Origin of the sequence: Rhodanobacter sp. Col0626, from assembly GCF_049994385.1 — a bacterium.
Taxonomy (GTDB): domain Bacteria; phylum Pseudomonadota; class Gammaproteobacteria; order Xanthomonadales; family Rhodanobacteraceae; genus Rhodanobacter.
In genome coordinates this window covers 1,124,004-1,143,266 of sequence record NZ_CP188260.1, presented here as the reverse complement: position 1 = coordinate 1,143,266, position 19,263 = coordinate 1,124,004, and the positions used below count along the sequence as shown (strand labels likewise).

At 64.0% G+C, this 19,263-nt stretch carries 15 protein-coding genes and 1 pseudogene; 9 read left to right on the top strand and 7 right to left on the bottom strand.

Going from position 1 to position 19,263, the window contains the following annotated elements; genetic code table 11:
• Positions 1 to 18: 18 nt before the first annotated feature.
• Positions 19 to 915, top strand: coding sequence for a LysR family transcriptional regulator (locus ACPPVV_RS04625; RefSeq protein ID WP_426702299.1), 897 nt, complete (start codon positions 19 to 21; stop codon positions 913 to 915).
• A gap of 84 nt (positions 916 to 999) precedes the next feature.
• Here the strand turns inward: ACPPVV_RS04625 and murD are convergent, their stop codons facing one another.
• From murD to ACPPVV_RS04605, 4 genes are all read right to left on the bottom strand, one after another.
• Positions 1,000 to 2,355: a UDP-N-acetylmuramoyl-L-alanine--D-glutamate ligase gene (gene murD, locus ACPPVV_RS04620; protein WP_426702298.1), complete on the bottom strand. Its 1,356-nt coding sequence runs from the start codon at positions 2,353 to 2,355 to the stop codon at positions 1,000 to 1,002.
• Positions 2,356 to 2,490: 135 nt separating this feature from the next.
• Positions 2,491 to 3,867 carry a UDP-N-acetyl-alpha-D-muramoyl-L-alanyl-L-glutamate epimerase gene (murL, locus tag ACPPVV_RS04615; RefSeq protein WP_426702297.1) on the bottom strand — a complete coding sequence of 459 codons (1,377 nt, stop codon included), beginning with the start codon at positions 3,865 to 3,867 and terminating at the stop codon, positions 2,491 to 2,493.
• 153 nt (positions 3,868 to 4,020) lie between these two features.
• Complete coding sequence (locus ACPPVV_RS04610; protein WP_426703167.1) at positions 4,021 to 6,600, bottom strand: bifunctional aspartate kinase/diaminopimelate decarboxylase; 2,580 nt, start codon at positions 6,598 to 6,600, stop codon at positions 4,021 to 4,023.
• Positions 6,601 to 6,985: 385 nt separating this feature from the next.
• Positions 6,986 to 8,500: a fumarate hydratase gene (locus ACPPVV_RS04605; protein ID WP_426702296.1), complete on the bottom strand. Its 1,515-nt coding sequence runs from the start codon at positions 8,498 to 8,500 to the stop codon at positions 6,986 to 6,988.
• A 406-nt stretch (positions 8,501 to 8,906) separates the two neighbouring features.
• On the opposite strand from ACPPVV_RS04605, the gene ACPPVV_RS04600 reads away from it, so the two are divergent.
• The 4 genes from ACPPVV_RS04600 (at position 8,907) to ACPPVV_RS04585 (ending at position 15,138) form a co-directional block, all read left to right on the top strand.
• The gene (locus ACPPVV_RS04600; protein ID WP_426702295.1) at positions 8,907 to 10,814 is read left to right on the top strand and encodes a S53 family peptidase; all 1,908 of its coding nucleotides are present in this window, start codon (positions 8,907 to 8,909) and stop codon (positions 10,812 to 10,814) included.
• A 146-nt stretch (positions 10,815 to 10,960) separates the two neighbouring features.
• Complete coding sequence (locus ACPPVV_RS04595; RefSeq protein WP_426702294.1) at positions 10,961 to 12,286, top strand: APC family permease; 1,326 nt, start codon at positions 10,961 to 10,963, stop codon at positions 12,284 to 12,286.
• Between the two features lie 51 nt (positions 12,287 to 12,337).
• Positions 12,338 to 12,874 carry a (2Fe-2S)-binding protein gene (locus ACPPVV_RS04590; protein WP_426702293.1) on the top strand — a complete coding sequence of 179 codons (537 nt, stop codon included), beginning with the start codon at positions 12,338 to 12,340 and terminating at the stop codon, positions 12,872 to 12,874.
• A complete protein-coding gene (locus tag ACPPVV_RS04585) occupies positions 12,871 to 15,138 on the top strand; it encodes a molybdopterin cofactor-binding domain-containing protein (protein WP_426702292.1) in 2,268 nt (755 codons plus the stop codon). Before ACPPVV_RS04590 ends, ACPPVV_RS04585 begins: the two co-directional genes overlap by 4 nt.
• A 70-nt stretch (positions 15,139 to 15,208) precedes the next feature.
• Here ACPPVV_RS04585 and ACPPVV_RS04580 read toward each other — a convergent pair whose 3' ends face one another.
• On the bottom strand, positions 15,209 to 15,589 hold the full coding sequence (locus tag ACPPVV_RS04580) for a VOC family protein (protein WP_426702291.1): 381 nt from the start codon (positions 15,587 to 15,589) through the stop codon (positions 15,209 to 15,211).
• Positions 15,590 to 16,130: 541 nt separating this feature from the next.
• Here ACPPVV_RS04580 and ACPPVV_RS04575 point away from each other — a divergent pair.
• The 4 genes and pseudogenes from ACPPVV_RS04575 to ACPPVV_RS04560 all read left to right on the top strand — a co-directional run.
• A complete protein-coding gene (locus ACPPVV_RS04575; RefSeq protein WP_426702290.1) occupies positions 16,131 to 16,550 on the top strand; it encodes a hypothetical protein in 420 nt (139 codons plus the stop codon).
• A gap of 61 nt (positions 16,551 to 16,611) precedes the next feature.
• Positions 16,612 to 16,923, top strand: coding sequence for a hypothetical protein (locus ACPPVV_RS04570; protein ID WP_426702289.1), 312 nt, complete (start codon positions 16,612 to 16,614; stop codon positions 16,921 to 16,923).
• A 71-nt stretch (positions 16,924 to 16,994) separates the two neighbouring features.
• Positions 16,995 to 17,333: a hypothetical protein gene (locus tag ACPPVV_RS04565; RefSeq protein WP_426702288.1), complete on the top strand. Its 339-nt coding sequence runs from the start codon at positions 16,995 to 16,997 to the stop codon at positions 17,331 to 17,333.
• 36 nt (positions 17,334 to 17,369) lie between these two features.
• Positions 17,370 to 18,128: pseudogene (locus ACPPVV_RS04560) on the top strand (alpha/beta hydrolase); the annotation flags it as partial.
• 102 nt (positions 18,129 to 18,230) lie between these two features.
• Here ACPPVV_RS04560 and ACPPVV_RS04555 read toward each other — a convergent pair.
• Both ACPPVV_RS04555 and ACPPVV_RS04550 read right to left on the bottom strand, forming a co-directional pair.
• On the bottom strand, positions 18,231 to 18,668 hold the full coding sequence (locus ACPPVV_RS04555; protein WP_426702287.1) for an SgcJ/EcaC family oxidoreductase: 438 nt from the start codon (positions 18,666 to 18,668) through the stop codon (positions 18,231 to 18,233).
• 36 nt (positions 18,669 to 18,704) lie between these two features.
• Positions 18,705 to 19,217 (bottom strand): GNAT family N-acetyltransferase, encoded by a 513-nt coding sequence (locus ACPPVV_RS04550; protein ID WP_426702286.1) that lies wholly within the window; start codon positions 19,215 to 19,217, stop codon positions 18,705 to 18,707.
• Between the last annotated feature and the right edge of the window lie 46 nt (positions 19,218 to 19,263).

Below are 19,263 nucleotides of genomic sequence, written 5' to 3'. Positions count from 1 at the left end.
CGTATGGAATTCAGGACAATGGCGGCAGACCTGCAAGATCTCTACGCGTTTCTCTCGGTGGTGCAGGCCGGCGGTTTCCGAGAGGCGGCGCGTACCGGCAACGATTCGGCCTCCAAGCTGAGTGAGGCGGTGCGCCGGCTGGAAACCCGACTGGGAGTGCGCCTGCTCCATCGCACCACGCGCAGTGTTTCACCTACCGAAGCAGGCGCGCGCCTGGCCGAGCGGCTGAGACCAGCGCTGGCCGAGGTGCAGGCTTCGCTCGACGTGGTCAATCATTTTCGTGATCGCCCCGCGGGTGTGCTGCGACTCAACGTACCGGCCAATGTGGCCCGCACGGTGCTGCCGAAGATCGTCACGCCGTTCCTGCAACGCTACCCGGATATCCGGCTGGAAGTGGTGGTGGAGGACAGCCTGGTGGACCTGCTCGCCGCCGGTTGCGATGCCGGCATCCGCTACGACGAGCGGCTGGAGCAGGACATGATCGCGCTGCCGATCGGCCCACGCACCCAACGCATCATTACCGCCGCGGCGCCCGCTTATCTGCAGGCCCGCGGTACGCCCGAACACCCGCGCGATCTGTTGCAGCATGCATGCATGCGCGGGCAATTCTCCGGTGGAGCGATACTCATCTGGGAGTTCGAACGCGACGGCGAGATCGTGCGTATCGACCCGCCCGGCCCCCTGCAGGTGCGATTGGGCGCGGCCTTTGACCTGGCGGTACAGGCAGCCGTCGACGGCTTGGGCATCATCCATCTGTTCGACGACTGGCTGCGCCCGCACCTGGACAGCGGCGCGCTGGTGCCGGTGCTCGAACCGTGGTGGCAGAGCTTCAGCGGTCCGTACCTGTATTACTCGGGTCGGCGCCACCTGCCCTCACCGCTGCGGGCCTTTGTGGACTTTGTGCGAGAGGGCTGAATCCGTGCGAGCGCGCAAGAGGAACACGACTCGATCACTGCAGGCGATCGACCACACTTGATCCGGGAGCATTCAAAAAAATGCTCAACAGATGCCTGCACCTTCAATGCCTGCCATGGCTCCATCGAATCCCGCGAGCTCGGCAAACCGGCGCCCGCGTTCCGCATAGTCCTTGAATTGATCGAAACTGGGCGCACCGGGCGAGAGCAGGATCACGCCATGATCGGGCGTGCAGTTTTTCGCCGCTGCGACTGCGCTGGCAAGATCGCTCACCAACAAGATCGGACAGGCGACCCCGGCCGTGCGCAACGCGGTCTCGATGCGCGCACCATTGCTGCCCATGCAGACGATCGCATTCGCCGGCGCATCGCGCATCGCCTCGACGAACGGCGTCCAGTCCAGCCCGCGGTCGTGGCCACCGACCAGCGCGGTCACCGCGCGGCCGTGCAGACTCTCCAGCGCGGCCAGCGTGGCCAGCGGCGTGGTGCTGATGGAATCGTTGACCCAGTGCCAGCCGTCGCGTTCGCCGAGTGGCTGCAGGCGATGGGGCAGCGGGCGAAACGTTGCCAGTGCCGGCGCCGCAGCCAGGGCATCCATGCCGACCGCGGCCAACGCCGCGAGCGCGGCACAGGCATTGAGCGCGTTGTGCAGGCCCGGCGCGGCCAGCTGATCGATCGGGAATACCTGATGCGCGCCGCGACAGATGAAACCGTCACTGACGTGCCAGCCCTCGGGCTGGCCGAACAACAGGCGCCGTGGATGCGGCTGCGTGCGCTCCAGCACGATCGACTGCAATGAGTTCACCAGCAGTTGCTGCGAAACATCGGCCAGGCGCAGCTTGTCGGTGACGTACTGCTCGCGCGAGCCGTGCCAGTCCAGGTGTTCTTCGTACAGGCTGGTGATCACGCCCAGCTCCACCGGGCCGGCTTCGCCGGTCTGGAAGCTGGACAGCTCGATCACCCACAGGTCGGCGCGCTGATCGAGCAGTTCCAGCAACGGCAGGCCGATATTGCCGGCCAGTGCGGTACGTACGCCAAGCGCGCGTGCCAGGTGCGCGACCAGCGCGCTGGTGGTGCTCTTGCCCTTGGTGCCGGTGACCGCGATCACGCATGCATCCGGGTTCTCACCGAACCACAGCGCGGTACCTGAAGTGAACTGCGTGCCCTGCACCTGGGCAGCCAGCAGGGCGGGTTTATATGCCGAGATGCCGGGTGACTTCACCACCACGTCGAACTGGCCGAGTGCTGTGGCATCCGGCTCGCCGGCGATGATCTCCAGCGCGGCGTCGAATGCATGCGCCGCATCCACTTCGGCGGCGCTGCAGAACAGCGTCAGCGATTGCGCCGGCAAGCGCGAGCGCAGGGCTCCGATCACCGCATGACCTTCGCGACCGAAACCCCAGACCGCCACGCGGCGACCGGCCAGATCAGCAATGCGCATGCAGGCAACTCCCGCGGCCATTTCCTGGCGCCCCTGTAGGAGCGACTTCAGTCGCGATGCTTTGAATTTCGCCAAAGAGCGATCGCGACTGAAGTCGCTCCCACAGAGGATGGGGATGGCAGTTACACGAACCTTTCATCCGCCGATCGTCGCCAGTGCCGGCTGCAGCCGGGCCGGCACGTGATGTTCAGCGGATGGCTCAAGCCACGGCTCCAGCGCCAGCTCGGATACATCCAACTGCGGCAGGATCTCGCTGCGGAAGCGTGCGACCAGTGCGTCCTCCTGCCACTCCGGACGCTGGCTCAGCGCATACATCGCAGCGCGCGCCTCGGCGCCCTCGCCCACGCATTCGAATGGCTTGTGGTCCTGGTATTCCAGCAGCGCATCGAAGCCGGCGGCCTGGCTTTCGTCATCCAGCAGGTTGCGGCCGAAGATCGACAGCAAGCGCGGCTTGGGCAGGAATGGCGCCAGCGCCAGAAACACGAAATGGCATTTTGGACATTGCCCGCACCACCGATCGGCCGGTTTCGGGCCGAGCAGTTTGAAGTTGCGGTTGCAGCTGGAGAACACGTCGAAGTACGGCGTCAACTTCGCGAACGCACGGGTGATCGCCAGCTCCGAGTACGGCCGCAGCAGCGAGCAATAATCCAGGTCGCTCGCCACGTGCGTGTGCAACCAGTCGCCCAGCAGTTGCTCGAACGCGTAGCCCTTGCTCCACTGGTGGTTCACTTGCTGGCCGTCGTACTCCAGCGTGGCCGCCGACGCGGAGCGCTCGTTGGCGAAGGCGATGGAATCGTAGCCGTACAGGATCGCGGCGACGGCGAGGATCGCCGAGTTCACCGCGGTCACCGGGATATGCCCGTTCCACGCGCCCAACCGGTTCAGTTCGAACAACGCCGGCGCCAGCTCGCGCTGGATGTTCAGCGTGGGCAGTCCGGTGCGCTCGGCGCAAGCCGCGATCAGGGCAGAGTTGCCGACCCACACCGCGGTTGCTTCGCCGCCGATCGCCTTGATCGCCTCCACCGCGACCAGCGAATCCTTGCCGCCGCCAATCGGCACCAGGGTGCGTTGGGGCAGATCCAGCGCCCCGACCACAGGCGCTTCGCCGCCACGCGACCTTTCCGTTTCCGTTCCCGCGCCAAGGCGCGGGAACGAAATACGCCCACGCAGATCCAGCCCGTTGCGATAGGCGAACTCGGCCAGGCCGTGCAGGTATAGCTGGTCCAGCAATTCGGCCGTGGCGTCGTCGAGCGGACCGGCGGCCACGTCGATCCGCGGCGGCACGCCGGCCTTGTAGTAGCTCACGCCGGCGACCAGGTGCAGCAACCTGAGCGCGGCATCGAACGCCATTGTCCGCGCAGCCGGAATCGCCGGCGCGTTGGGAAAGCGGATCCGCTCGACCATTTCCTCGCCATCGTCGAACGCATACGCCAGCTCGGCCACGCCATCGGCATAGCTCGCGCGCACGAAGCGGAAAACCTTGGTGGGGCGCGGTTGAATCGTGTTGCTCACATCTTTCTCCATCGCCCGTCTCGTCGGTAGCGAGCAGGCTGATTCTAGCGTCGGGCGGTGCCGATTCGATGACTTTCGGCGGCCAAAGGACGGCTCGAACGATGATCCCGTGCCTCATGCCTTGCCCGCGTTCCCGGACAGATGCACCCCGGATCAGGCGTCGATCACCACCTCGTCGGCCTCGTCGCGCAAGTTGTAGTGCGATGACATCACCTTGCCATAGGCACCTGCCTGGGCGATCAGGATCACGTCGCCTTCCTGCGCCTCGGGCAGGCGCCGATCGGTGCCCAGCACGTCGCCGCTCTCGCAGATGGGGCCTACTACCTGGTACAGCGCGGTGGCCGGTTCGTCCAGCCGGGTCAGGTTGACGATCTCGTGCCAGGCATCGTACAGCGCAGGACGGATCAGGCTGTTCATGCCGGTGTCGATGCCGAGGTAGCGGAAGGCACCCTTGCCTTTCTGCTGGGTCGCACGCGCCAGCAGTACGCCGGCGTCGGCGACCAGGTAGCGGCCGGGCTCCATCCATAGCTGGTATTGCGGATAGGCCGCCTTGACCTCGCGCAGCACGCGGTCGAGTTCCGCCATGTCGAGTCGCGCCTCGCCCGGATGCGACGGCACGCCGAGGCCGCCGCCGATGTTGAGGAAGGCCACGCTGCCGATGCGCTCGGCCAGGCTGGCCAGTTGCACATACACCTCGCCCCAGTGACCGGCGTCGAGCACGCCCGAACCCAGGTGCGCGTGCAGACCGCGCACGGTTACGCCGTGCAGCTCGGCCATTTGCAGAAATACGGGCAACTGATCCAGCGGCAAACCGAACTTGCTGCCGCTGCCACCGGTGCGCACTTTCTCGTGATGGCCCAGGCCGCGGCCCAGGTCCACCCGCAGCACGATCTCGTGACCGCGGAAAAGCTCGCCCCAATGCTCCAGCGGATACAGCGCGTCGAGGGTGACGGTGGCACGGGTGGCCAACGCCCTGGCGTAATCCCCGCGCGGCGCGAAATTCGGCGTGAACAGCAACGGCGTCGCTTCCGGCACGATCGCACTCACCGCATCGAGTTCGCCCGGCGAGACGCATTCGAAGGCGAAACCCTCGGCGGCCAGGGCATGCAGGATCGCCGGATGCGTGTTTGCCTTCACCGCGTAGTGCAGCCGATCCACCGCCGCCAGCGAGGTCAGCTCGCGCGCCTGCTGGCGCACCGTCGGCAGGTGGTAGACGTAGCGCGGCGTCGCCTCGGCAGCCAGCTCCAGCAGGCGTTCCCGCGGCGCTCCGCGCCACCATGCCGCCGCCACATCGGAGGTTTCGCCGGCGCCGTACAACGCCTGCCAGCTCGGTCCGAAAAGCGCACTGTCATCGGTGCGCAGCGCTCCGGCGGCGATCAGCAAATCGTGCAGATGCGGCAGCAACGTATCGACCACCTCCTCGTCCACCACGAAGGTGAGATTGAGGTTGTTCGACGACTGCGAAATCATGTGTACCCGCAACTGGCCGAACTCGGCCAACACACCGGACAGGGTATGCAGCAGCGAGCGCATGCCGCGACCGACCAGGGTAATCGCGGCGCAGGGAGCAATCACCTTGACCCGGCATACCTTGGCCAGGTCGCTGGCAAGCGCGGCGATCGCATCGGAGTCGAGCAGATTTTCAGTGGGGTCCAGCGACACGGTGACATTGGTCTCGGCCGAGCCGATCAGGTCCACCGACAACCCGTGCTGCTTGAAGTGGGTAAACACGTCGGCGAGAAAGCCGACCTGCTGCCACATGCCGACGGACTCCATCGACACCAGGGTGATGCCCTTGCGCGCACTGATCGCCTTGACGCTGGGCGCATGCGCGCGCACCTCCGGACCGATCACCGTGCCGTCGAGTTCGGGCCGGTTGGTGTCCTTGATCAACAGCGGCACGCGCGGTTCGCGCAGCGGCGACAGGCAGCGTGGGTGCAACACCTTGGCACCGGTCGAGGCGATTTCCTGCGCCTCTTCGTAATCCAGCCGCTGCAGCAGGCGCGCACCCGTAACCTGGCGCGGGTTGGCGGTGAACATGCCAGCCACGTCGGTCCAGATCTCCACCCGCGCCGCCTTCAGCAACGCGCCGAAATAGGCCGCCGAGGTGTCCGAGCCGCCGCGCCCGAGCAGCACCGTGCGACCCCCGCTCTTCCCGGAGACTGGCTCGCGGGCGATGAAGCCCTGGGTGATGAATACGTCGCCCAGCGTGGCCAGTCGTGCATTCAATGCGGGATCGGGTTTCGCCTCGACCATCGCGGACAGCAGCCGGGTGCGCTCGTTCTGGTTCGGCAACGCCACGGCCGACAGGCACTCGCGCGCGTCCAGCCATTGCGTGGGCAGGCCGCTGTGGCTGAGGAACGCAGCGCCCAGCGCGCTGGACATCAGCTCGCCGTGCGCCTGCACCTGCGCCTGCCAGGCCAGCTCGCCCAACGTGGCCGCACCGGCGTCGGCCAGTCGGGCCAGATCGCTCAAGCGCTGGTTGAGCGTCTCCGGCAAAGCCAGCTGCATGTGTTCGAGCAGTTCGTAGTGGCGCTGCACGATCGACTTGGCCGCCACGCTGCGCTGTTCGCGATCGCCCTGTTTGCACAACTGCTTGAGTGCGTCGGTGATGCCGGACAAGGCGGAGACCACCACCAGCACACGCGCACCTTCGGCGCGGCGGCTGGCGACCAGCTCGCGAATGTTCTGCCAGCGCGGCAGCGTCGCAACGCTGGTGCCACCGAACTTCATCACGATCCAGGGAGCGTCAGGGGACAACGGCGCGGAGGTTGGCGAGGTCACGTGGGTTCGCTATCGGAGAATGGATATCGCGCCAGTGTTGCGCTGCGGCATCCGAATTGCAAATGGTTTTGCAGGCGATACCGTTTGGACGTATGGACGTCTGAATGATCGAGTCACTTCAAGAGCATGCAAAAGTAGACGGCCTAGGCACTTTCCCCTTGCAAGAGAGATTTGGGTTGCGGTGCCCTGGACTTGCGGTGGTGGCACAGAGTTTGGCGCTGCCGAGCGAGCCATTGGATGGCGCACCTGGGCCTTTCCTCTGATCCTGAGCGACCCAACTCAATCCTCCCCTGGAGGGGAGGAGGCGATGGTGTGCGCGGAGCGCGCACGGCATTTACTTTACAAGAACGGGGATCTTTCCGATCCGCGCCTGCCATTCTCTCGGACCGGTCTGGTGCACCGACGTGCCGGCGGAATCCACCGCGACCGTCACCGGCATGTCTTCGACGGTAAATTCGTAAATCGCCTCCATGCCCAAGTCGGCAAAGCCGACCACGCGCGAGGCCTTGATCGCCTTGGACACGAGATACGCGGCACCGCCGACCGCCATCAGGTACACCGACTGGTGCTTCTTGATCGCCTCGATTGCCGCGGGACCGCGTTCGGCCTTGCCGACCATCCCGAGCAGGCCGGTCTGGGCCAGCACCTGTTCGGTGAACTTGTCCATGCGTGTTGCCGTCGTGGGGCCAGCCGGGCCCACCACTTCATCGCGCACGGCGTCGACCGGGCCGACGTAGTAGATGAAACGACCGTTGAAATCGACCGGCAGCGCTTCGCCCCTGTTCAACATCTCGACCATGCGCTTGTGCGCGGCATCGCGGCCGGTCAGCAGTTTGCCGTTGAGCAGCAGCGTCTCGCCCGGCTTCCAGCCAGCCACGTCTTCCCTGGTTACCGTGTCCAGATTCACCCGACGACCTTTCGATGCGTCGTAGGTCAGCTTGGGCCAGTCTTCCAGCGACGGTGGATCGAGCATCACCGGGCCGGAGCCGTCCAGCGTGAAGTGGGCGTGGCGGGTCGCCGCGCAGTTGGGGATCATCGCCACGGGCAGGTTCGCCGCATGGGTCGGATAGTCCCTGATCTTGATGTCGAGCACGGTGGTGAGGCCGCCCAGCCCCTGGGCGCCGATGCCCAGCGCATTGACCTTCTCGTACAGTTCGATGCGCAGTTCCTCGGCACGATTGGTCGCGCCGCGTGCGATCAGTTCCTGGATGTCGATCGGCTCCATCAGCGCTTCCTTCGCCATCAGCATCGCCTTCTCCGCGGTGCCGCCGATGCCCAGGCCCAGCATGCCTGGCGGGCACCACCCGGCGCCCATCGTGGGCACGGTTTTCAACACCCAGTCGACGATCGAATCGGACGGGTTGAGTATCACGAACTTCGACTTCGCCTCGGAACCGCCGCCCTTCGCCGCCACGATCACGTCGAGCGTATCGCCCGGCACGATCGACACGTTGATGATCGCCGGCGTGTTGTCCTTCGTGTTGACCCGCTTGCCGGCCGGGTCGGCAAGGATGCTGGCGCGCAGTTTGTTGTCCGGGTCGTTGTAGGCGCGGCGCACGCCTTCGTTGACCATGTCTTCCAGGCTCAGCGTGGCATCCCATTGCACGTTCATGCCGACCTTGAGGAACACGGTGACGATGCCGGTGTCCTGGCACAGCGGCCGGTGACCCTCGGCGGCCATCCGCGAGTTGATCAGGATCTGCGCCATCGCGTCTTTCGCCGCGGCGCTTTCTTCGCGCTCGTAGGCGGCGGCGAGGCCCTTGATGTAGTCGACCGGGTGGTAATAGCTGATGTATTGCAGCGCATCGGCGACGGACTGGATCAGGTCGTCTTGCTTGATGGTGGTCATGGCGGCGGCTTCGACTCGAGGGGAATACGGCGTCGCAAAAACGGTCGTTCGCGACGCACAACCCTCTCATTGTGCCGCAAATCCGCTCGCAACCTGAATGGACGTGCCCACTGGCCTCTTGCCGTGCGGCCCCGATCCCGCTCGATGCCCCAGGCTCGTCGCCGACATCGCGCGCCGGCGGAAGGCACTTGCCAGGCTGATTTCGCAAGAAATTTCGCATGACTCGACACTTCCGGAGGCCGCCATGCAGCGCTAGGCTCCGTGGACCAGCGCGGTTGTCCTCAGGGGCCACGTTGGGTGTTGGGGTTCCACTCGAACGTATGACTCACGGCCTGCCGGAAGCGGAGCGTCACGCATCAGCGATGTCGACGCCCGCCAGTGGCGACCGCTACCCTGGAGAAAAGACATGCTCAAGAACTTGCATCGCAAGTCGCTCGCGACCGCTGTGGCGCTGCTGTTGTGTGGCGTCGCCACGGACGGTTTTGCTGCGGCCGGATCGTCCCCTGCCGATCTCGGTGCCAGCAATCCCAGCCAGACGGTAAACGTCACCCTGGTGCTCGGACTGCACAACCAGGCCTCGCTGGAAAAATACATCTACAGCACGGTCACGCGAGGTGATCCGGCGTTCCACCGTTTTCTCACCACGGCGCAGTTTGCGGATCGCTATGGTGCGTCGGCTGCCGAAATATCCAGGGTCCAGGCCTTCTTGAAACAGCAGGGCCTCAGCCAGGTCGAACTTCTGCCGAATCATCTGGCCATCAAGGTCAGCGGGACGATCGGGCAATTCAATACGGCCTTCCATACGGCTATTCACGATTACCAGTCCAGCGACGGAACACGCTTCCACCGACCCAACGCCACACCCAGCATGCCTGCGGCACTTTCCGGCACCCTGGTAGTGGCTTCGGGGTTGAGCAGTGAAGCGCGATACCGCTCGCATCGTGTCAGCGCGCTGTTCCCGCCGCAGCAAGGCGCCACCGCCAAAGCGCTGGCAAAAGCTGCGAAGCCGGCCGCACCGGCCTGCACCGGCAACCCCACCGCCACCTGCACACCCGGCGAATTCACCGTCGGCGACCTGGCCAACCGCTACAACATCAATCCGCTGTACAAAGCGGGAGTCAACGGCAAGGGCTCGACCATCGGCATCGCCACCCTGGCGAATTTCCTGCCTGCCGATGCCTACAGCTACTGGAGCACGATCGGCCTGGGCGTGAAACCCAATCGCATTACCCAGGTGCACGTGGACGGCGGCGGCCCACTCGGCAGCGCCGCAGGCTCGGGGGAAACGTCCCTCGATGTGGAGCAGTCCGGCGGCGTGGCGCCATGGGCCAACATCATCGTGTACGACGCACCGAATACCGATGCGGGATTCTTCGACGTGTTCAATCAGGCGGTCTCCGAAAACAAGGTCGACAGTCTGTCGGTGAGCTGGGGTTCGCCGGAGATCTTCTATTTCCCGCAACTCAACGGCGGCGTCGACTTCACCGACGAACTGCGCGCGTTCCACCAGGTATTCCTGGAGGCGGCGGCGCAGGGCATCTCTATGTTCGCGACCTCGGGCGATTCCGGTGCCTACGACACGGTGCGCGGATTGGGTGGGCTGCTGACCGATCCCGTACCGCCGCCGCTCACTGCCGACGCCCCCGGCTCCGACCCGTTCATCACTACCGCAGGCGGTACCACGGTGCCGTTCTCTTTCAGCTTCAGCGGCGGTCCGACGGCATCGATCGCCAAGGAAAGCGTCTGGGGCTGGGATTACATCTCGCACTACTTCCAGACCAACTTCGGCGTGGACATCACCGATGAGGTGTTCTCCTCCGGCGGCGGCGGCGGCGTAAGCGTGTTTTGGCCGGTGCCGCTGTATCAGCGGTTCACCTCGGGCATTCGCGTGAGCGAGAAAAAACAGACCCTTCTGTTTCCATCCGATGGCATCAACTACACCTTGCCGGCCAAATATCAGGGCCGCAACGAACCCGATATTTCACTCAACGCGGATCCGGAAAGCGGTTACAGCTTTGTCTCCTCGCTGGACGGCCCGGGCTTGTTGACGTTCGAAGGTGGCACCAGTTTCGTCGCACCACAACTCAACGGCATCAGCGCCCTGCTGAAGCAGTCGACGCGCGGTCGTGTCGGCCTCTGGAATCCGCAGATCTACGCGCTGCAGAACATCTTCCGCTACGGCGCGTTCTCGCCCTTCAATGACATCCGGGCGGGCGACAACTGGTTCTACGACGGCAAGAGCGGATACGAGCCCGGCGCCGGCATCGGCACGCTCAACGTAACCAACCTGGCGTTGTTCCTCAGCGTGTTCTGATCGCTTTCGCGGGCGGATCAGACGGAAGCCGGCGCCGCAAGGGGCCGGCTTTCCGCGTGTAGCATCCCGGAAATTCTCCATACGGTACTTGCTGCTGCCCGCCCGGCGCGCCATGCTCGCTGGCCACCCCATCATCCGTGCGGCCCATGAGCGAACCCTCGACATCCATCGACTACCAGCGCAGCTTGCGCCCCTGGGATGCTGCGCTGATCGTGGTGGGTGGCATCATCGGCGGTGGCATCTTTCTCAACCCCGGCATTGCCGCGCAGCGCACCGGGTCGGGCTTGGCGTTGCTGTTGATGTGGGTCGGCGCCGGCGTGCTCACCCTGATCGGTGCGCTGTGTTACGCGGAACTCGGCGCCCGGCGGCCGCATGCCGGCGGCACCTACGTCTACCTGCGCGAGGCGTTCGGGCCGCTGGCTGGATTCCTGTTCGGCTGGACCATGCTGCTGGTGATCTACTCCGGCTCCAGTGCCGCGGTGGCGACGATCTTTGCCAGCTATGCGTCCGCGTTGTTTGGCCTATCACCGGCGTGGGCGTTGCCGTTGACGGTGGGCGCGCTGGTGTTCGTCAGCGGCATCAACCTGTTCGGCATCCGCTTGGGCGCGCAGATCCAGAATCTTTTTGCCGTGCTCAAGTTGCTGGCCGTGGCCGCGCTGGTGGTCTGCGGCCTGTTCCTTGCCGGTGCCGGCCATGGCCAGGTGCTGGCGACGGATCCGGCGCGCAGCGGCGTCGGTTTCATCGGCGCGGCGCTGCCGGTGCTGTTTGCGTACTCTGGTTTTACCTACCTCAACAACCTCGCCGGCGAAGTGCGCGATCCGCAGCGCACCCTGCCGCGCGCATTGACGCTCGGCATGCTGCTGGTGATCGCCGCCTACGCACTGGTGAACGTGGCCTACCTCGCCGTGCTCGGCCATGCCGGCCTGGCGGCCAGCACCGCGCCGGCAGCTGACGTGATGCAACAGGTGGCCGGTCCGCTCGGCGCCAAGCTGATCGCGCTGGGCGTGGCGATCTCCACCCTGGGCTTCTGCAACATCACCCTGGTCGCCGGCGCGCGCGTGCTGCAGGTGATGGGCGAGGACGGGTTGTTCTTCCGCGGGGTGGCGCGATTGCATCCACGTTACCGGACGCCGAACACCGCCCTGCTCCTGCTGTCCGGCTGGGCGATCGTGCTGGCCTTGTCGGGCAGCTATGGCCAGCTGCTGGATTACGCCACCTTCGGCGACTGGCTGGCCTGCGCGTTCGGCGTGGCCACGCTGTTCTGGTACCGGCGCCAGGATGGCCAATCCACCGGTTTTCGCGTGCCCGGCTATCCGTGGCTGCCACTTCTTTTCATCGCCACGGTGGCGCTGGTGGTGGGATTGACCCTGCGCGACAACCCCGTCAACACCGGCATCGGCCTGTTGATCATGGCCGCCGGTATACCGGTGTACATGATCTGGCAGCGCCTGTTCAGCCGCGTGCGCTCCTAAGCCGGCGGCAGCAATGCCACAATGGGCGGACTGATTTCGAGGAGATGATGGATGGCGCCCGTGCAAGCCCAGGTCCTGCCGACCAGTCCGCAGAGCAGCATCACGCCCGAGAAAGTGCGCGACGGCATTGACCTGCAGATCAACGGCGAGCACTACCTGCATACCGGCGACCCGCAGATGCCGTTGCTGTGGTATCTGCGTGACGTGCTGCGGCTGACCGGCACCAAGTACGGTAGCGAGCACGATGGCAGCGGTGCCGACCTGATCCTGCTCGACGGCAAGGCGGTCTCCGCGATCGCCGTGCCGATGGCCAAGCTGTCAGGCCGGCAGATCACCACGGTGGAGGGCCTGGCCGCCAACGACGGCGGCCTGCATCCGCTGCAGCAGGCGTTCATCGACGAAGACGCGATCGGCTGTGGCTACTGCACGCCCGGCTGGCTGATCGCCGCGCTCGACCTGCTCAAACGCAAGCCGCATCCCGACGATACCGATATCGACCAGTTGCCGAACCGATGCCGCTGTGGCTGCCAGACCCGTGTGCGCCGTGCGATCAAGCGCTTCGCCGCGGGCAAGGCGGGTCAGCCATGAGTCATCGCCCTGCTTCGGACAAGCTCCACCTCTCGCGCCGCCGTTTCCTGCAGGTACTGGCTGGCACCGCTGGCGCGCTGATGGTCGGCATCCGTGTGGCCGACGCCGCCGATGTCCCGCTGCCGCCGGCCCTGCTCGGCGACAAATTTCAGGATCTGGGCGCATACGTGCGCATCGACGCCGATGGCAACGTGTTGATCGGCGCGCGCGATCCGGACACCGGCACCGGCGTCGCCACCTCGCTGCCGCGGATCATCGCCGACGAGCTCGACGCGGACTGGAAACGCGTCAGCGTGGTTTCGCTCGGTCTCGGCGTGAGTGACAACAACGGCCAGCCACGCTGGACCTATGGGCGTCAGGTCGGCGGCAGCGGCGGATCGATCCCCGCCGCCTGGAACGACCTGCGCCAGGTCGGCGCGCTGGCACGCTGGTTGCTGCTGCAGGCGGCGGCGCGACGGCTGGGTGTGCCGGCCAATCGGTTGCGCTGCGATGCGGGTACGGTGATCGCGCCCGATGGCCGCCGTTTCACCTACGGCAGCCTCGCCGAGGACGCCAGCAAGATGGCGTTGCCGACCAGCATGCCGCCGCTGAAAAGCGCCGCGGGCTATCACCTGATCGGCCAGCCGATCGGCGATGTCGACGCACGCGAGATCGTCACCGGCCAGACCCGCTACGCGATCGACCAGCACTATGCGGACGCGCTGGTCGCCGTGCTGGCCCATTGTCCATGGCCGGACGGCACGCTGGCACGCATCGACACCGCCGATGCGTTGGCCGTCAAGGGCGTGTTGAAAGTGGTTCAGCTGAAACCCGAAGCCGGCCAGCCGCTGGGCACCACCGTGATCGCCCCGGCCGTAGCCGTGCTGGCCGAAACCACTTGGGCAGCGCTGCAGGGTCGCGAAAAACTCAAGCTGGAATGGAAGCCCGGTACCAGCGGCAGCGAAAACAGTAATGCCCTGGAACAACAGGCCAACGCCCTGCTCAACGGCAAGACCGATTCCACCACGCGGGTACGCGACGATGGCGACGTCGACATCGCCGGCAAGAAAGCCGCCCGCCGGCTCGACGCCACCTATTTCCAGCCATGGCTTGCCCACGCCACCGCCGAACCGATGAACTGCCTGGTACGGCTGGACAAGGACAGCGCCAGCCTCGTCGTGCCGACCCAGGCGCCGCAAAAAGCCTGGGCCGTGGTGCAGCGGCTGACCGGTCTGGCTCCCGCACAAATCGATATCCGGGTACCACGCGTCGGTGGCGGCTATGGCCGCCGGCTGGATCACGACTACGTGGCCGAAGCGGTGATGCTGGCCAAGGCCGCCGACAAACCGGTGCGCCTGTTGTGGACGCGCGAGCAGGATTTCAGCCACGACTACTATCGCGCCGGCAGCGTGCACCAGCTCAGCGCGATCATCGACCGCAAGCGTCAGCTGACTGCCTGGACCCAGCGCATGGCCAGCGCCTCGGCATTGACCCGTCGCAACGTGTCGGCCGATCGCCTGTGGACGTCCGAGCTGCAAGCTGACCAACTGCCTGCCGGACTGGTACCGAATTACCGCAGCGACTGGTACGGGCTCGAATCCGCCATGCCGCGTGGCCCGGCTCGCGGCATGCCGCATCTGAGCAACGCATTCGCGGTGGAAAGTTTCATCGACGAAATCGCGCACCTGATGCGCGAAGACCCATTGAAAACCCGCCTGCGCATCATCGGCGAAGCACGCCAGTTGCCGCTGAGCGCTGGCGGCACGCTCGACACCGCCCGCTTGGCCAACGTGCTTCAACTGGTCGCCGACCGGATCGAATGGAAGAACTGGCTGCGCACCGTCAACGGCCTGGGCATCGCCTGCTGGCATGTCGACGGTGCCTACGTGGCGCACGCGATCGAGGCGTCGATGCAGGGCGAGAAACTGACCATCCAGCGAGTCGTCTGCGCCGTCGACGTCGGCCGCGTGATCAACCCGCTCGGCCTGGAAGGCCAGATCGCCGGCGCAACGCTCGACGCGCTGTCCACCGCGCTCAACCTGGCCATCACCGTCAAGGACGGCCAGGTCCAGCAACACAGCTACAAGGACTATCCCCTGGCCAGCATGGCGCAGTTGCCGAACGACGTCGAAGTCATCGTCGTTCCCGGCGATCGCGCACCGACGGGTGCGAGCTTCCTGGCCATGCCCACCGCCGCACCAGCGCTCGCCAATGCGGTGTTCCGCGCCAGTGCCGTGCGCGTGCGCCGGCTGCCGTTGATGAAGGAACTGCTGCGCCTGCTGTGAGCTGACGGCAAATCCGTGGAGCGCACGCGTTGCGCTCCACGGATGGCAAGACTCGGCTTTTCCTTATCGCCTATTGCATCGAATGAAGGCCAATCATGTTGCCTTCGGTGTCGATGACGAGCGCGGCATAACCGTATTTGCCGATCGAAAATTTGGCCTTCGCCACCTGACCACCACTGGCAGCTACCTTGCCCGCTTCCGTCGCGCAATCCTTGCACATGAAGTAGACCACCGTGCCGCCAACGCCCGACGGCACCCCGGCCATCTTCACCAGCGCACCCGATGCCCCGTTGCTATCGTCCATTGGCCCCGGAAACGACCACATCTCGAAACCAGGATCAGGGCTCTCCAGCTTTTCAAGCTGAAAGGGGAAAACCGCCTCGTAAAAAGCCTTCGCACGCGACATGTCCTGCACATAGATCTCGAACCAGCCTACCGGCTTGCTTTGCATGGCACTCTCCTTATGACACCGCTCTGTTGAGACCCGGATAGGCCTCCACCCATACGACGATCCGGACCGGGGCAAATCGACAGACGATCTGGCGCACTTCGCCGTCGATGGCTCAATCCCCGCGAAACACGGTTTCCATGCAGTTTCCATCCGGATCGAGCACCACGCCGCCTGATCGGGATTGATTACCTCCTGCGTGCTGCCGCCGTCGGTTCCGCACACATCGTCGCGGCGTGGATGCCGCTCCCGTTGTCCTGGATGAAACGACGTACCCAGCCCACATGGGCCTTCTCGCTGCGCCTGGACACGCCAAGCCGGCGCATGTGCTCGCTCACCAGATCCAGCACTTCGATGGCCGCACCGCTCCTCGCTTGCCCCGCATCCCGCGTCGTGAAAGGATGCCACCATCATCTCCCGCCCAATTCAGCACTGCGAGATTAGGTTGCAGATTTAGGCGGCACCAAGGGGAGCAAGTCGTTGATTCTGTAGACCGACGTCTCCACGCCGACATCAGGCGTCCGGGATAGGCTGCAGGATTACATTGCATCTTAAAATCTATTTAGCGTTAGGTCTCATGGAAAGAAAGTCGCCCACCTCATCACTTCATGCCCTGATCATTGCCTTGCTCGTGTGGCTATCTTTGTGGCCAGTCGTTGGCTCTGCATTGAGCTTCGTAGGAGCGCTTCCTACCCGCTGGCCCGCACTTGTCTATTTCGCTAATTCGGCAATGCAGTGGCGGGTTGTGTTCTTTTTTGCTGGTTTTGCGGCGCTCGCTTCTGCTTGGCTCGTACACAAGCGAACGATGGTTCCAGCACTGGCGTCAGCCTTCATTTTTGCGGCACTGTACATTCCAACATTCCCCATCGTTTGGGCGCAGCGCACCATCGCGATGGCCCTCGCTGCTGTTCCAGTGCTGCTCATTGGCTACTTGCTAGTCAAATCGCGCCGGCGTGAGGCGTAGCATCTCGTTCAAGGCGGACGGCTCCGCCCCCGCTTAACTCCAGCGTTAGGCATCACGACACATGAATACAATTACCGAAAACGGCGTCGTGCTTCTCCTTTCGCGCACGCTTTCGATCTATCTATTTTTTTGGGGCTGCATGGAATTGTCCTATCTTCCTCAGCACCTGTATGAGTTATCGTATTTTCTGCAAACGACAGGCTCGGTGATCCTGGATCCCAAGTCGGACCCGCAACAGTTCTTTCTGCATGACCACCAAACTGAACTGTTTTTCCTGCTCGTCCGTGTCGTGATCCTGTTTGTTGGGTCAGTGATCCTATATCGTTGTGGCACTAGCATCCGCCGGTTGTTTGGGCCTGGTACAGATGCCTAACATCTCGTTCGAGGCGGACGGCTCCGCCGCCGCTCAACTCAAGCGTTAGGCGTGCTCGATATGGGAAATTTATGAGTGACGACGAGCGACGCGAAAGCATCGATTCAGGTTATGCACTCATGCGCTTGATTGTTTGGGGCATCGCAGCCGCTGCCATTCTTTTTTACCAAGCCCACGCCCAGAAGATTGGTCGGCTAGGTGGGGATGGCATTTTTATTAGCGCTGGCAGTTTGGTATTACTCGAAACTTTGTTCGACATCCGTAGTGGGACTTCTACCTTGATACTTTCAACGTTCAAACGCTCGGAAAATTCACCAGGTTTTTGGACCTCTGTTGCCGTCAGCGGCATCCTAGGCGGAGTGTTGGTTTTTGGCGCGCTTGGAGATTTGCTAGGGCTATGGAGGTTTTGACGTTTATGCCTAACATTTCGTAAGAGACTTCCCGTCATGAGGATCCGCACGCTCCTGCTCACGGGTGCAGCATTCGTGCTCCTCTACTTCGCCGCGGGTGCATGTTTGTTGCGATTCGCGCTTGAGCCGCTGGTCTTGCCACGCGTTGCTCCTTCCGCGCATACGACTGCGCCACTGCTCCTGCGCATAGGCGGCGATGACGGCAATGCCATGTTGGTTCGACGCTACGGAACTCCGAGGGTGGGTTGCGTCGTCTTCTTTCCCGGTCAGCATGGCCTCATTTCTGCGTACGAGAAGAATCTGTTCCCTGCATTTTCCGCGCAGGGTTTCGCCATCTTGGCCGTCGCCTACCCGGGGCAGAACGGAGCCCCGGGCACGCCTCATCTGCCCGAGATTCTGGCGCTGGCCGCGCAGGTAGCTGCTTCTGCCCAAGCCATATGTCCGGGCCACCGGGTCGTTTTGTACGGCCGTTCCTTCGGCTCCATGGTCGCGGCCTATGCCGCCGGAAGGTCTCATCCGGCGGGGCTCATCCTCGAGAGCGCGGCACCTTCATTCTCGTCAGCAGTTCGCCTCCGGCTAAAATCCCGGTGGTATCTGGCGCCGCTGGCGCTGTTACCTGTTTCAAGGCTCCTCGCGCATGACTATTCGTTAGCTGAAGCACTGCCGAGCACGCTGGATATACCGGCTGTCGTATTCCAGGGCACGGAGGATAGCGAGACTCCCCTCTCGGCTTTACGGGCGGCTGGCGTACCCGGCAACCTGCAGCTTGTCGTGGTTTCGGGCGGGGCGCATTCAACCACCTACCTTTTGGCGCGAGACCGGATCATACAAGCGGCCCTGTCCATGCTTCGGGCACAGCGCACCCAACAGTTCGTGCATCTACGCAACAACGCTGCCCTAGCCGCGCAAGATCGCCTCGCCGGTCCGCGGGTTTGTGAGGGTCACATTCTCGAGCGCTCGAATGCGCCACATCCCATCCTGCCTGGTCAGCACCGCAAGGATCAGTGTATCGACCTCATGTGACCCGGCCGGGTGAGCAGGTCCAGCCGCCAGGCGGCTCCAGAAATGGATGACCGCCGCTTCGTCAGCAATGTGGACGACGTCGATCAGTTCATTTTCAAGCGTGGAGTCGCGATAGATCGTTTCGTGGATGGGAGCATGGAGCGCCACGATCTCATCGATGCCCCGGACATAGTGTCCGAACCGATTCACGAACGTCGCGTCCTCATCGAACAGGCCACCGAGTGCGGCCACGTCGTGAGCGTTCCAGGCGGCCTGGAATGCACCGGGCGCATCTTCTGGCCTGTCCATTTTCATCATGGTGGTTGCGGTCATGGTTCTCCTGGACGACTACGATGCTTGACGCTGGAGTTAGGCGGCGCGCGGCTTCTCTCGCATCCGCTTGGACGATGTGCTGGATGCCAGCTCGTTGAGCTGTTTGGTCATGAACAGGCTGTTTGGATCTGGCTTATAACCCCCGAAAGGTGCGCAAAATTCGAACCCGAACGACGCGTACAAGCGCCGTGCAGGCTCGAAGAAGTTCATTGAGCCCGTCTCCAAGCTCAGCCTTGAATAGCCAAGGGCGGTGGCTTCTCGAATCAGGTGTTGCAACACCATTGAACCTACACCACGGCGCAAATGCGAAGCAGCAGTGCGCATCGACTTGACCTCGGCGTGCGATTCATTCAAATGCTTGAGCGCGCCGAATCCGGCCAGGTCCTGGCCATCCCAGATGCACCAAAAAGTGATGTCAGAGCTTCGCAGCCCACTCAAATCCAAGGCGTGACGACTTTCCGTCGGAGCAGTCAGCGCCAAGGAGTCGAGATGCTCACGAAGCAATGCCAGAACCGCGGGGCTTTCCAGGTTGTCGGTGCGAATGTCCAAGAGTCCCCCGTGGAATCTAACGCTGGAGTTAAGCGGCAGCGTAGCC